The organism is uncultured Pelagibacterium sp., from assembly GCF_963972885.1.
GTDB classification, from domain to species: Bacteria; Pseudomonadota; Alphaproteobacteria; order Rhizobiales; family Devosiaceae; genus Pelagibacterium; species Pelagibacterium nitratireducens.
In genome coordinates this window covers 1-12,702 of the sequence record NZ_CAXAXY010000082.1, presented here as the reverse complement: position 1 = coordinate 12,702, position 12,702 = coordinate 1, and the positions used below count along the sequence as shown (strand labels likewise).

Below are 12,702 nucleotides of genomic sequence, written 5' to 3'. Positions count from 1 at the left end.
CCTTGTCCTTGGTGACCATCGGGTCTTCGAACCGGCGCCCGATCAGGCGCTTGACGGCGAACAGCGTGCCTTCGGGATTGGTCACGGCCTGACGCTTGGCCGGCTGGCCCACGAGGCGCTCACCATCGTTCGAAAAGGCCACCATCGAGGGTGTGGTGCGCGCGCCTTCGGCGTTCTCGATCACTTTAGGAGTTTTGCCGTCCATGACGGCGACGCACGAATTGGTCGTGCCCAGGTCAATACCGATTACTTTTCCCATTCCGAAACCTCATTTCTCGAGCGAGTCCTAAATTTGGCCCTGACCCCTCAACGCGCCCATTCACGTTGCGGCATCGCATTGATCGGTCGTGCCGGACCCCTCTGGGGGATGGATTTGGCCCGGTTTCCCGGGCTTGCTGGCTATATAAGGAGGGGGGGAGGACCCTTCAAGCACGCCCCCCGCTTTGCATCAAATTTTGTCAGGCCGATGTGTCGAGCCCTTCACCGGGTTCGGCGTCGGGTTTGGGGGCCGGTTTGTTGCCGCCCTTGGCGACTCCCACCATGGCCGGGCGCAACACGCGCTCGCCGATGGCGTATCCGGTCTGGACCACCTGAACCACAGTGCCCTCGGGCACCGAGGCATCGGGCACCTCAAACATGGCCTGATGGCGGTGGGGATCGAACTTTTCGCCCTCCGCCACGATCGGTGTCACGCCGTTCTTTTGCAAGAGCCGCTGCATTTCGCGCTCGGTCATCTCGATCCCCTCGATCAGGGATTTGAGTGTCCCGTCGGCGTTTTCCCGCAATTCGGCGGGAATGACCATAAGGGCACGCGAGAGATTGTCGGTGGCCACCAGCATGTCGCGGGCAAACCCGGCAATGGCATAAGAGCGCGTGTCGGAAACTTCACGCTCGGTGCGCTTGCGCAGATTGTCCATTTCAGCGGCGGTGCGCAGCACCTGGTCACGCAGCTGGTCCTTTTCGGCCTCGAGCTGGGCAATGCGCTCTTCAGCCGTCGGCTCGGTGGAAACCGCTTCGGCCTCTTCGGCGTCGGGGCGCGGATCGATGTCGTCGTTCGGCTCTGGCGTCGTGTTGTCGTCGCTCATCATTGCTCTTTCAACGATTGGGGAAATTAAGCTTGGCTGCCATATCGGCCAAGGGCGGAAATTTTTCAAGCCTCGTGGCAAAAAGCCGACAAATCAAAGCTCGAGCCTGACAGGCCCTAAAGCTCGCCCTTTCGCGAAATCAGCTTTGAAACCACATGCGCCGTGTAATCGACTACCGGGACGATGCGCGCATAATTGAGCCGTGTCGGCCCGATAACCCCCAGCACCCCCACAACCTTGTCATTGGCGTCCTTGTAGGGCGAAAGCACGACCGACGAGCCCGAGAGCGAAAACAGCTTGTTTTCCGAACCGATAAAGATGCGCACCCCCTGGGCGGTTTCCGCATCGTTCAACAGATCGATCAACCCCTGCTTGGTTTCGATCTCGTCGAACAATTGGCGCACCCGGGCCAGATCGTCGGACGCCATCGTGTCATCGATCAGGTTGGCCCGGCCCCGCACGATCAGCGTCGGAGCGGACGTATCGGCCTCGATCATCGAGGCGAGCCCGGAATCCACAAGCCGTTGCGCGATGGCATCGAGTTCGGCGCGCTGGTTTTCCGATTGCTGGCGGATCGAATCGCGCGCCTGCTGCAGCGTCTTGCCCACGATATGATGGGCGAGAAAATTGGACGCCTGGGTCAGGGCGCTCGCCGTCAGCCCCGGCGGCAGGGCGATGATGCGGTTTTCGACCTGTCCGTCTTCTCCCACAAGAATGGCCATGGCCCGCTCAGGATCGAGCCGGACGAATTCGACATGCTTGAGCACCATGTCGGCCTTTGCGGCAATGACCATGCCCGCGCCGTGCGAAAGGCCTGAAAGCAGGGCGCTCGCTTCGTTGAGCAGGTCCTCGACCCGTCCCGACCGGCTTCCACCCGAAACGGTGCGCGAGATCTGGTCGCGCTCGGTTTCGTCCACGGCCCCCACTTCGAGCATGGCGTCGACGAAAAACCGCAACCCCTCCTGGGTGGGAGCCCGCCCCGCCGAAGTGTGCGGCGCGGCAATCAGGCCCAGCTCCTCGAGATCGGCCATCACATTGCGCACCGAGGCCGGGGAAAGCTGCATGTCGAGCATCTTGGAAATGGCCCGCGACCCGATGGGTTCGCCGGTTTCCAGATAACGCTCGACCAGCCGCCGGAAGATGTCCTGACTGCGTGTCGAAAGTGCCTCTAAAAATTCTGACGAATTTATCGTGTTTCTGTCCATATTCACCATTCCGGAGCGCGGTCAGAAAAAGTTGCAGGTTTTTTCGGTTCGACCGCGCGACCCACTCAAGATGCCATGCCGGGGCGCGGCAAGCTGTCTTTGTTTCGATTGCCATTAACTAAGTAGGAGAAAACCAGGGTACCGCCAAGTGAGGCGCGCTTGTTCCGGCCTTCTCGAACGGTTAAGAGGCTGGTAACCATATCAGCCAACAGACACCGGGAAGACAGTTTTTATGCGGCCAAGCGGACGGGCAAGCGATCAGATGCGCGATGTAACGATTGAACGGGGCGTCGCGCCGCAGGCGGAGGGCTCGTGCCTCGTTGCATTCGGGCGCACCCGCGTTCTGTGCACCGCCAGCGTCGAGACCTCGCTTCCGCCCTGGCGGCGCGGACAGGGTCTTGGTTGGGTGACGGCCGAATACGGCATGCTGCCCCGTGCCACCGGCTCGCGCACCCGCCGCGAGGCGACCGCGGGCAAACAATCGGGCCGCACCCAGGAGATCCAGCGTCTGATCGGGCGCTCCCTGCGTGCCGTTGTCGACATGCAGGCTTTGGGCGAAAACCAGATCGTTCTCGACTGCGACGTGCTTGAAGCCGATGGCGGCACGCGCACAGCGTCGATCACCGGCGCCTTTGTTGCACTCTCGGAAGCGGTCTTCTGGATGAAGGAACGCTCGCTGTTGAAGGGCGATCCGATCCGCGACCATGTGGCTGCCGTCTCGTGCGGTGTCTATCGCGGCACCCCGGTGCTTGATCTCGATTATCTCGAAGACAGCGAGGCCGATACCGACGCCAATTTCGTTCTGACCGGCTCGGGCAAGTTCGTCGAAATCCAGGGGACGGCCGAAGCCGAGCCCTTTTCCACCCAGGAGCTGGCCGAACTGATCGGGCTTGCCCAGAAAGGCATCGCCGAACTGGTCGAACTCCAGCGCGCCGTGTTGGGGGCGTCATGACCATCAGGCTCAAGCGCGGCGACCGGCTGGTTCTGGCCACCCACAACAAGGGCAAGCTGGTCGAATTTCAGGACATGCTGAAAGACTTCGGCCTCGATATCGTCTCGGCCGGCGATCTGGGCCTGCCTGAGCCTGAAGAAACCGGCACCACATTCATCGAGAATGCGCGCCTCAAAGCCCATGCAGCCGCGAAAGCCACAGGCGAGATCGCCCTTTCCGACGATTCGGGCATTTCGGTCGACGCGCTCGACGGCCAGCCCGGGGTTTACACCGCCGACTGGGCCGGTGTGCCGCGCAATTTCACCAACGCCATGCAAAAGGTGCAGGATCTGCTCGTCGAAAAGGGCGCGACCGAGCCCGATCAACGCACGGCCCAGTTCAATGCCGTCCTCTGCCTCGCCCTACCCGACGGTACCGACATGATTTTCGAGGGGCTGGCGCCCGGCACGCTGGTCTGGCCGCCCGTCGGGGATTCGGGGCACGGCTATGACCCCATGTTCAAGCCCGATGGATATGAGAAAACGTTCGGCCAGATGAGCGCCGAGGAAAAACATTCCTGGGCCCCTGGCAAGGAAGGCCTGTCCCATCGCGCCCGCGCCTTTGCCAAATTCGTGAAGGACGTGCTTTGAGCGCCAATAATGCATTCGGGATCTATATCCATTGGCCGTTCTGCGCGGCCAAATGTCCCTATTGCGACTTCAATTCCCATGTTCACCACGGCAAGTTCGACGAAGACAGCTTCGTTAGCGCTTATGTTAAAGAGATCGAGACCACCGCGCGGCGGGCGCCCGAGCGGCTGGTCGAATCGATATTTTTCGGCGGCGGCACGCCTTCGCTGATGAAGCCGGCTTCGGTCGGCACAATTCTTGATGCCATCGCTAAAAATTGGCAGGTCGCCGACACGGTCGAAATCACCCTAGAAGCCAACCCCACCTCGGTCGAAGCCGAGCGCTTCCGCGGGTATCGCGCCGCCGGGGTCAATCGCGTGTCTTTGGGCGTACAATCGCTGCGCCCCGAGCCGCTGGCCCGCCTGGGGCGGCTGCATTCGGTCGAGGATGCGGTGGCCGCCGTGCGGCTGGCGCAATCGATCTTCGATCGCTCGAGCTTTGATATCATCTATGCCCGCCCCGACCAGACGCTGGGCCAGTGGGAAGACGAGCTCACCGAGGCCCTGGCGCTCTCGGAAGGCCATCTTTCGCTCTACCAGCTCACCATCGAATCGGGCACGCGCTATTTCGACCTGTTCAACGCCGGCAAACTGAAAATGCCGTCTGAAGACCTTTCCGCCGACATGTTCGAAATGACCCAGGACTTGACGGCGTCCTACGGTCTGCCCGCCTATGAGATTTCCAACCACGCCCGCCCCGGTCAGGAAAGCCGGCATAACCTGATCTATTGGCGCTATGGCGAATATGCCGGCATCGGCCCGGGCGCCCATGGCCGGCTGATCATGGGCGGCGCCCGCCACGCCACGGCGGCGGAAAAAATGCCGTTCAAATGGTGGGAAAAGGTCATCGAGACCGGCGATGGGCTGGTCACCGACGATACCCTGACCTGGGACGAGGAAGGCGACGAATATCTCGTCATGGGCCTGAGATTGCGTGAAGGCATCGATCCGGCCCGCTATCAGGCCCTCGCCCGCCGCGCGCTCACCGCCACCCAGATCGATTTCCTCAAATCCATCGGCTTCATCGAAACCCTTCCCAATGGCCGCCTGCGGGTGACCGACAAGGGCTGGCCGGTGCTCGATGCGGTGGTGGCCGATCTGGCCGCCTAGCGAAATTCCGCCGCCGGCGGAATGCCCGCATCAATGCTCGCTCCGCCGCTCGAAGCCAGCGGCAGGCCGCCCAGCCGGGCTGCGTCGATGGTGACGGCGCCTTGCGCGCCCACTTGCCGCATGACCAGCCCATATTCTCCGCGCCCGTCGAAATGGAGCCGGAACGGCCCGTCGCGCCCCGTGAACCCTGCTGGTGAAACCAGACCGGTCCCGTAAGGTGGCATTGCAAGGCTCAGGCTGGGCGTGTTGGCAAGCAGCACCGCCGAATAGGCCAGGGTCGTCAACTGATGCGGCTCGCCGCCGAACCGCGAACGATAGATCGGCGTCAGCGCCTCAAGCCCCGCCGGATCGATTGCCGGATAGACAGCGCCGGCCAGAAAGGGCTGGTTGAGAATGGCTGCGTCACCCTCCCAGTCTGCCGATCCCACGATCAGCACCCGCTCACGCGGCAGCCGGGCCGCATCGAGCAATATGCCGAAACTGGGCGCCGTGGCGCGATCGGGAATATAGAGCGTATCGACCAGGTTGGAGCGCATGGCCGGGGCGAGACGTTCGACGGCGGTTCGGGCCCGTGCTTCGCCATCGAACATTTCAATCGCAACGATCTGCATGCCGGCTTCTCCTGCCGCCAGTCGCAGAGCGTCGGCCTGAGCGTTGCCCAGTGGGGTATCGGGAATGATCGCGGCAATCGTGTTGCGGCCCTGTGCCCGTGCGTAGGTGAGGGCCCGCATGATCTCGGCTTCGGGCAATACGCTAAGCAGATAGACCCCATCGGTGGCCACGCTCGCAGTGGAGGAAAACCCGATCAGCGGGGTGTCGTAGGATTTGGCGATCGCGCCCGCCAGCCCGACGGCATCGGCGGTCAACGGACCCAGAATCAGTTCGGCCCCCTCGGCCAGCGCCTGCTGGGTCGCGGTGCGCGCCGTTTCCGGGCCGGGGCCTGAATCCTTGACCACAACATGAATGTGCTGGCCTCCGGTCCGGACGGTTTCGTCCATGGCCAGCCGCGCGCCATTGAGCATGGCCCGCCCGACCGCTCCCGTGTTGCCCGAAAGCGGCAGGATCAGTGCCACCCGCACAGGCCCGGTGCCGATGATTTCACCCTGCGCCGGCGCCAGCACCGGCCCGGCTGGAGCGGTGGGCTGGGCAAGGCCCGGGGCCGTCATGCCCGTCTGGCCCGTCGAGCAGGCGGCAACCGCCAACAATAGGACAACGCTCAACAGTGCCCGTGTCCACATGTGCTGCAACCCCACTCCCTTTCCCTGTGCCCCGCCGTAGATCCTGTCTCTGATTCGCGCCGGACAGAACCACCGCCCGCCTCGACAAACCCCCTTGCGATGGTAAAAGAAGGGCGTCAATCCAAGGGGCAAGCGTGAGCCAGGACAAATCCTACCAGATATCGGGCCACCGCGTCTTCGTTCAAAGCCCGGCGCCCGGCCTCTATCCGGTGGCCACCCCGATCGGCAATCTGCGCGACATCACTCTGCGCGCCCTCGATATACTGGCCGGAGCCGATCTCGTCTTATGCGAGGATACCCGTCATTCGGCCCGGCTGTTCGATGCCTATGGCATAAAAACCCCCCGCACCGCTCTGCACGAGCACAATGAACGCGCCCGCATCGATTCGATCCTCGATCAGATCGGCCAAGGCAGGGCAATCGCCTTGATCTCGGACGCCGGAACCCCCTTGTTGTCCGATCCGGGCTTTCCCTTGGTCCGCGCGGCGCGCGAAGCCGGCATCGATATCTTTCCCGTGCCCGGCCCTTCGGCTCTTTTGGCTGCGCTCACCGGCGCGGGCCTGCCTACCGATTCCTTTGCGTTCTTCGGTTTTCTGCCTTCCAAGACCGGCCAGCGCACCAATGCGCTCTCCCCGCTCATCGCTCGCCCTGAAACGCTGGTGTTTTACGAATCGCCCCGCCGCCTCGGTGCGGCGCTGGCTGACATGGCCCAAGCCCTTGGCCCCGAGAGGCAGGCGGTCGTGGCGCTCGAACTCACCAAGCGCTTCGAGCGCTTCGAAACCGGCACTTTGTCCGATCTGGCCGAAACCTTTGCCGAAGAGACCAAGGGCGAAGCCGTAATCCTGGTTGCCGGCTCGGACGGAACAGCACCACAGGCGGGTGGCGATTGGGAAGCGGCGCTGGACGAAGCGATGGCCCAGATGCCGCTACGCGCCGCCGTCGATCTGATCTCCGTCCAGTTCGGTCTCAAACGCAAACAGGTTTACGATGCCGCCCTCGCCCTCAAGGCCAAAGCCTGATCCGCGCCGCCGGGCCGAGCGCGCCGGGCGGTCGGCGGAAACGCTTGCGGGCTGGCTGCTGCGTCTCAAGCTCTACAGTATCGTTGCCACGCGCTACAAAACCCCGGTCGGCGAAATCGATATCGTTGCCAGAAGGGGCCGCACCGTGGTTTTCATCGAGGTCAAGCAGCGCTCCGGCAATGCCCTCGCCCGCGACCAGGCGCTCGCTTCGGTCAACACCGCCCGCATCGTGCGCTGCGCCGAATGGTTTCAGTCGTCGCACCCCGCCTATCAAACCTATGATTTCCGTTTCGACGTGATAACGCTTGCACCGGGACGCTGGCCGCACCATCTGGTCAATGCCTTTACCGCCTGACGCTTTTCTTTGAGGATCTTTTCATGTCCCTTTCCGTCGCCGTACAGATGGACCCCATCGACGCCATCAACCCGCCTGGCGATTCCAGCTTTGCTCTGATGCTCGAGGCACAGGCGCGCGGTCATACGCTGTCTTATTATACGCCCTCCACCCTCGCCCAGCGCGGCAGCACGGTGACGGCGCGCGTGCACAGGGTCAAAGTCGACGACAGGGAAAAGGGCCTCCACTTCAAGCTCGAAGACTGGCGGAAAACCGATCTGACCACGTTCGACGTGATCCTGCTGCGCCAGGACCCGCCCTTCGACATGAACTATATAACCACCACCCACATGCTCGAGCTGGTGCATCCCGAGACCTTGGTGGTCAATCACCCCAAAGAGGTGCGCAATGCGCCCGAAAAAATCCTCGTTACCAGCTTCCCCGAGCTGATGCCCGATACGCTGATCACGCGCGATGAAACCGAGATCCGCGATTTCCGCAAAGAATTCGGCGACATCATTTTAAAGCCGCTGTTCGGCAATGGCGGCGCCGGCGTGTTCCGCATCCGCGAGGGCGATGAGAACCTCGGCTCGCTGCTGGAAATGTTCAACGCGAGCTTCCGCGAACCCTTCATGATCCAGCGCTATCTTCCCGATGTGCGCAAGGGCGACAAACGCATCATTCTGGTCGATGGCAAGCCGGTGGCCGGTCTCAACCGCATCCCCGCCGAGGGCGAGTCGCGATCCAACATGCATGTGGGGGGGCGGCCCGAGCTTTCGGAGCTCACGGCGCGCGAGCACGAGATCTGCGAGATCATCGGCCCCGAACTCAAAAAGCGCGACCTGATCTTTGTCGGCATCGACGTGATCGGCGGCTATCTGACCGAAATCAACGTGACCTCCCCCACCGGCATCCGCGAGGTCAAGCGCTTCGGCGGTCCCGACATCGCGGTCATGGTCTGGGACGCCATCGAAAGCCGCCGGTAGTCAAGCGCTTCGGCCCCCGGTATGGTCGACGCTGATTCACGTGGAACAGCGGCACATTGGGGGCCGGGACGATGTCGGGCAATTTTCTCGTGGCGTTTGCCACTTTCTTTGCGACGATCGGCGTTGCCGACATCGCCTTCATCTTCGCCGGACTGACGCGCAACAATACCGCCAGACAGCGCTTCGTCTTCGCCTCGCGCGGCGTTCTGATCGCCACCGGCATCCTGCTGTTCTTTGCCTTTGCCGGTAACGCCATCCTCGAAATCTTCGGCATCACCCTGCCGGCCCTGCGGGTGGCCGGCGGCATCCTGCTGCTTTTGATCGCGATCGACATGGTGTTTGCCCGCCATTCGGGCGCCACCGGCACCACGTCCGAAGAAGAGGCAGAAGGGATGTCGCGGACCGATATTTCGGTCTTTCCCCTTGCCATGCCGCTTCTGGCCGGGGCCGGCTCAATTTCGGCCGTGATCCTTTTGACCACCGGTGCCAACACCGATCTCGAATTCTGGATCGTGATCGCCGCGCTTGTCGCGACTCTCGCCCTCGCCTGGCTGGCACTTCTTATCGCCATTCCCATTCAGCGCATTCTGGGCCTCACCGGCATGTCCGTGGTTTCCCGTGTCGTCGGGATTCTTCTGACTGCATTGGCCGTCCAATTCGTTTTCGACGGCATCAGCAGCAGCGGGATTCTGGGCGGATCGGGCTGATTCGGAGCGTTTCCAGAAAAAACTATTTGAGCGGCGCGCACCGGCCCTGACCCGCGAGGCGCATATAGGTGCGGGGGTCGCACCCGGTCAAAAAGAACTGAATCCAGTCGCTTTCCGACCCAAACCAGGCATTGCGGTCCACTTCCGTGCGGATGCCCGGCACCGTTCCGGTCTGTGTGTACTGCCAGAAAGTAAAGGGGCGGTTCGAATAGCGCTCATGGGGCTCGGCGGCCACCGAACGCAGCCACATCGGGTTATCGATCTGGACCCCTTCAAGCACGTCGCGGTGGAAATTGATGTCGGTATAGATCACCGGCACCTTGCCCGTATGGGCCTCCATGCCGGCCAGAAGAACGCGCACCTTGTCGAGCACTTCTTCGCGGGTCAGGTCGTGCTTGCACGACGAGCCATTGTTCCACTCGAGATCGAGCACCGGCGGCAGCGCGTCGGCTTCGGCCGGAACATTGGCGGCAAACCAGGCAACCTGTTCGGAGGCCGGACGGCACCAGTAGATGAAATGATACGCCCCGCGTGGAATGCCGGCAGCCCGGGCCCGATCCCAATTGGTGCGGAAATTGGGGTCGAGATAGTCCCCGCCATCGGTGGCCTTGATATAGGCAAAGCGCGTTCCCGCCTGCGCCACGGCCCGCCAGTCGATATTGCCCTGGTGGCGCGATACATCGATGCCGTGGATGGGCAGCGAATGGGCGCGCGCCACGCCCGGATGGGGCTTGTTGTCGCCCTTGGCGGGATAGTAATTGGCCCCGCAGGCGGCCAGCACCCCGACGAGGGCGAGACCGGCCGCAAGCGGCAGGATCGTCTTGGTCAGCTTGGGCGAGCGGAAAAAACGCGGCAGGGGCATGGAGCGGAAAACTCGGCAATTTGGGAAAATCTATCTCAAATTGTATTGACCCAATTCTCCTTAACGCTCCCCTCACAAGCCTGGTTAACAAAACCGAAAGCCCCGGAAGCGTGGCCTCCGGGGCACAGATTTTTCTATCCGGCCATGCAGCCTGTGGATCAGGCGGCCAGTGCCCGTGCTTGGGAAATGACCGCGCTGGTGTCGTAGGGTTTGGCAATGAAACTGTCGGCGATATCGGCACGCGGGGCAGCGCGGCCCGACGTCACCAGCACCGGAATGTGTGGCCAGCGTTCCTTGACAGCGTTGGCCAGATCGAACCCGCTGAGCGCACCGGCCAATTCGACATCGGTAAACACCAGCCCGATCGAACCGCGCGTCTCGAGCAGTTCGAGAGCCTGTTCGGCGTCGGGCACCTCGATCACGGAAAATCCGGCATCGACCATGGCCAGCGTGATATCGAGACGAACCAGAGGCTCGTCTTCGACGACAAGGATGAGCGGGGCGTCCTTTCTCTGTAACATCGTGTGGTCTCCAAAAATCTCAAATCGCCGCCTGAACGAAAAACAAGGCAGCGGCCCATCGGCCGCGCCCTCGTTCGCGTCGATCTGCTTGTTGATAATAGGCCGGGACTGGAGCCACATGGCGCGGCTATCGACCCGGTCAGTTCGCCATACCAATGCCGCCGTCACCCATCCGTTCCGTTGTGCGCCGTGCACAGCTTGGTGATCGCCCATGCGGTCAACGCATGTTCGCTAAACGTTCTTGTTCTTGCTTTTGTTTCTTGCTAGCTTCAGGGTCACTTTCACCCATGCAAGGGGACGGCATGGCAACGCGGATCACCACAGTAGCCTTTCTGGGCATCGAAGCCGTGCCGGTCGATGTGCAGGTGCAGATTTCGCCCGGCCTGCCCCGGTTCAATATCGTGGGTCTGCCCGACAAGGCGGTGGGCGAAAGCCGCGAGCGGGTGCGCGCCGCGCTGATCGCCTCGGGTCTGGCGCTGCCGGCCAAGCATATTTCGGTCAATCTCGCCCCGGCCGATCTGCCCAAGGAGGGCAGTCATTACGATCTGCCCATTGCTTTGGGGCTGATGGCTGCCATGGGCGCCATCCCCGGCGATATGCTGGAGCGCTTCATGGTGCTGGGCGAATTGGCGCTCGATGGACGCGTTTCGCCGGTCACGGGCATCCTTCCCGCCGCCATTGCCGCCAATGCGCGCGATCTGGGCATCATATGCCCGGCCGCCTGCGGCGCGGAAGCCGCCTGGGCCGGCGAAAATATCGATATCGTCGCCATCGACACGCTTTTTGCGCTGGTCAATCATCTGGCAGGACGGCAGATGGCGGCCCGACCCCAGCCCATCCGCGCCTTGTCCAATGCCACCGGCCCCGATCTCGCCGATATTCGTGGCCAGGAGGTGGCGCGCCGCGCTCTCGAAGTCGCCGCCGCCGGCGGGCACAATTTCTTAATACCATGTTTACAAATGTCCAAGCATGCGCTGTCATATGTGCATGACGAAAGCCTACAGCTACATTAGATTCTCCAGCCCCGAACAGGCGAAGGGCGACAGCCTGCGGCGGCAGCTTGAAGCCGCACGTCGTTGGTGTGTTGAGCGCGGCCTTGAACTTGATGACACCCTCCGCGATCTCGGCCGTTCGGCGTTCAAAGGTCGGCATGCGCAATTCGGGGCGCTGCGCGCGTTCCTCGACCTCGTCGAGCAAGGTGAAGTACCGCAAGGTTCCTACCTTGTCGTTGAGAGCCTCGACCGGCTGTCGCGTGAAGCTGTCCTCGATGCCGCCGCACGGCTGTTCGATCTCATCCGCGCCGGCGTCACCGTGGTCACCTTGAGTGATGGCCAGGAATATAGCCAAGAACGCCTCCGCGCTGACTGGACCCCGCTCGTCATAAGTCTCGCCGTGATGGCTCGCGCTCACGACGAATCGAGGACGAAATCACAGCGCATCTCGAGGGCGTGGGAGCAAAAGCGCCGCCGCGCTGTCGAGGATCGGCAGGCGATGACCGCGATTTGCCCGGGGTGGCTTAAGCTCGTCGGCGGTCCAAAGTCGGGCAAATACGAAGTCATTGAGGATCGTGCAGAGATCGTCCGCAGCATCTTTGCGGACACGATTGAAGGACTTGGGCGCCGGACGATCGCGAAGCGCCTTAATGAGGCGAAGGTGCCAACCTGGGGTGTCGGCAAGAAAACTGGCAGCCGCTGGCACGACAGCTACATCCAGAAGATCTTGGGCAATCCTGCTGCTCTCGGTCGCTTCGAGCCACTCGCGAAGCTTGCAGGTGGCGCAGGCGGCGCGCAGACGATCGATGGTTACTTCCCCGCCGTGGTCGACGAGCAGACGTTCTTCGCCGCCCAAAGCGCTGCGAAATCGAGGGGCTTCGGTCGCGGCCGGACAAGCGACAGTCATCGGAATCTCCTGCGCGGCATCGCACAGTGCGGGAGCTGCGGCAGCGGGATGACTATCGTCGACTGTCAAACAGCATCCAATATTGACCCCCAATCGGCGTCCAATATTGACCCCCAT

14 protein-coding genes and 1 pseudogene are annotated in these 12,702 nt (G+C 62.4%); 9 read left to right on the top strand and 6 right to left on the bottom strand.

The annotated features are described in order from the left end of the window. From AACZ55_RS12550 to hrcA, 3 genes are all read right to left on the bottom strand, one after another. Positions 1–259 (bottom strand): Hsp70 family protein (locus AACZ55_RS12550; RefSeq protein ID WP_339646558.1); only part of this gene is annotated, 259 nt, incomplete at its 3' end. A gap of 199 nt (positions 260–458) precedes the next feature. Next, complete coding sequence (gene grpE / locus AACZ55_RS12545; protein ID WP_339646555.1) at positions 459–1,088, bottom strand: nucleotide exchange factor GrpE; 630 nt, start codon at positions 1,086–1,088, stop codon at positions 459–461. Between the two features lie 113 nt (positions 1,089–1,201). After that, positions 1,202–2,290, bottom strand: a complete 1,089-nt coding sequence (gene hrcA, locus AACZ55_RS12540; RefSeq protein ID WP_338608373.1) for a heat-inducible transcriptional repressor HrcA — start codon at positions 2,288–2,290, stop codon at positions 1,202–1,204. A gap of 232 nt (positions 2,291–2,522) precedes the next feature. On the opposite strand from hrcA, the gene rph reads away from it, so the two are divergent. From rph to hemW, 3 genes are read left to right on the top strand one after another with little or no spacing between them, the layout of a single operon-like run. Further along, positions 2,523–3,242 carry a ribonuclease PH gene (rph, locus tag AACZ55_RS12535; protein WP_338608372.1) on the top strand — a complete coding sequence of 240 codons (720 nt, stop codon included), beginning with the start codon at positions 2,523–2,525 and terminating at the stop codon, positions 3,240–3,242. Beyond that, positions 3,239–3,871 (top strand): RdgB/HAM1 family non-canonical purine NTP pyrophosphatase, encoded by a 633-nt coding sequence (gene rdgB, locus AACZ55_RS12530; protein ID WP_339646551.1) that lies wholly within the window; start codon positions 3,239–3,241, stop codon positions 3,869–3,871. Before rph ends, rdgB begins: the two co-directional genes overlap by 4 nt. Then, complete coding sequence (hemW, locus tag AACZ55_RS12525) at positions 3,868–5,019, top strand: radical SAM family heme chaperone HemW (protein ID WP_338608370.1); 1,152 nt, start codon at positions 3,868–3,870, stop codon at positions 5,017–5,019. Before rdgB ends, hemW begins: the two co-directional genes overlap by 4 nt. Here the strand turns inward: hemW and AACZ55_RS12520 are convergent. Further along, positions 5,016–6,257, bottom strand: a complete 1,242-nt coding sequence (locus tag AACZ55_RS12520) for a penicillin-binding protein activator (protein WP_339646549.1) — start codon at positions 6,255–6,257, stop codon at positions 5,016–5,018. The two genes, hemW and AACZ55_RS12520, sit on opposite strands and share 4 nt — an antisense overlap. 134 nt (positions 6,258–6,391) lie before the next feature. Between AACZ55_RS12520 and rsmI the strand changes: the two genes are divergently transcribed. The 4 genes from rsmI to AACZ55_RS12500 all read left to right on the top strand — a co-directional run bounded on the left by rsmI (position 6,392) and on the right by AACZ55_RS12500 (position 9,303). Beyond that, positions 6,392–7,276, top strand: a complete 885-nt coding sequence (gene rsmI, locus AACZ55_RS12515; protein WP_339646546.1) for a 16S rRNA (cytidine(1402)-2'-O)-methyltransferase — start codon at positions 6,392–6,394, stop codon at positions 7,274–7,276. After that, positions 7,245–7,631: a YraN family protein gene (locus AACZ55_RS12510; RefSeq protein ID WP_339646544.1), complete on the top strand. Its 387-nt coding sequence runs from the start codon at positions 7,245–7,247 to the stop codon at positions 7,629–7,631. Before rsmI ends, AACZ55_RS12510 begins: the two co-directional genes overlap by 32 nt. 23 nt (positions 7,632–7,654) lie before the next feature. After that, on the top strand, positions 7,655–8,596 hold the full coding sequence (gene gshB, locus AACZ55_RS12505) for a glutathione synthase (protein WP_339646541.1): 942 nt from the start codon (positions 7,655–7,657) through the stop codon (positions 8,594–8,596). A 71-nt stretch (positions 8,597–8,667) separates the two neighbouring features. After that, positions 8,668–9,303 carry a MarC family protein gene (locus AACZ55_RS12500; protein WP_339646538.1) on the top strand — a complete coding sequence of 212 codons (636 nt, stop codon included), beginning with the start codon at positions 8,668–8,670 and terminating at the stop codon, positions 9,301–9,303. Positions 9,304–9,325: 22 nt separating this feature from the next. Here AACZ55_RS12500 and AACZ55_RS12495 read toward each other — a convergent pair whose 3' ends face one another. Next, positions 9,326–10,165: a GH25 family lysozyme gene (locus AACZ55_RS12495; RefSeq protein ID WP_338608364.1), complete on the bottom strand. Its 840-nt coding sequence runs from the start codon at positions 10,163–10,165 to the stop codon at positions 9,326–9,328. A gap of 158 nt (positions 10,166–10,323) precedes the next feature. Further along, the gene (locus tag AACZ55_RS12490; protein WP_338608363.1) at positions 10,324–10,686 is read right to left on the bottom strand and encodes a response regulator; all 363 of its coding nucleotides are present in this window, start codon (positions 10,684–10,686) and stop codon (positions 10,324–10,326) included. 302 nt (positions 10,687–10,988) lie between these two features. Between AACZ55_RS12490 and AACZ55_RS12485 the strand changes: the two are divergent. Both AACZ55_RS12485 and AACZ55_RS12480 read left to right on the top strand, forming a co-directional pair. Beyond that, a pseudogene (locus AACZ55_RS12485) lies at positions 10,989–11,633 on the top strand (magnesium chelatase domain-containing protein); the annotation flags it as partial. Positions 11,634–11,673: 40 nt separating this feature from the next. Continuing rightward, positions 11,674–12,702: recombinase family protein (locus tag AACZ55_RS12480; RefSeq protein ID WP_339646537.1), on the top strand; the 1,029-nt coding region annotated here is incomplete at its 3' end.

What these genes read in the sequence shown, in the direction of transcription:
- grpE (WP_339646555.1), bottom strand. Translation starts at nt 1,088, where the DNA reads ATGATGAGCGACGACAACACGACGCCAGAGCCGAACGACGACATCGAT.
- hrcA (WP_338608373.1), bottom strand. Translation starts at nt 2,290, where the DNA reads ATGGACAGAAACACGATAAATTCGTCAGAATTTTTAGAGGCACTTTCG.
- rph (WP_338608372.1), top strand. Translation starts at nt 2,523, where the DNA reads ATGCGGCCAAGCGGACGGGCAAGCGATCAGATGCGCGATGTAACGATT.
- rdgB (WP_339646551.1), top strand. Translation starts at nt 3,239, where the DNA reads ATGACCATCAGGCTCAAGCGCGGCGACCGGCTGGTTCTGGCCACCCAC.
- AACZ55_RS12520 (WP_339646549.1), bottom strand. Translation starts at nt 6,257, where the DNA reads ATGTGGACACGGGCACTGTTGAGCGTTGTCCTATTGTTGGCGGTTGCC.
- AACZ55_RS12510 (WP_339646544.1), top strand. Translation starts at nt 7,245, where the DNA reads ATGCCGCCCTCGCCCTCAAGGCCAAAGCCTGATCCGCGCCGCCGGGCC.
- gshB (WP_339646541.1), top strand. Translation starts at nt 7,655, where the DNA reads ATGTCCCTTTCCGTCGCCGTACAGATGGACCCCATCGACGCCATCAAC.
- AACZ55_RS12500 (WP_339646538.1), top strand. Translation starts at nt 8,668, where the DNA reads ATGTCGGGCAATTTTCTCGTGGCGTTTGCCACTTTCTTTGCGACGATC.
- AACZ55_RS12495 (WP_338608364.1), bottom strand. Translation starts at nt 10,165, where the DNA reads ATGCCCCTGCCGCGTTTTTTCCGCTCGCCCAAGCTGACCAAGACGATC.
- AACZ55_RS12490 (WP_338608363.1), bottom strand. Translation starts at nt 10,686, where the DNA reads ATGTTACAGAGAAAGGACGCCCCGCTCATCCTTGTCGTCGAAGACGAG.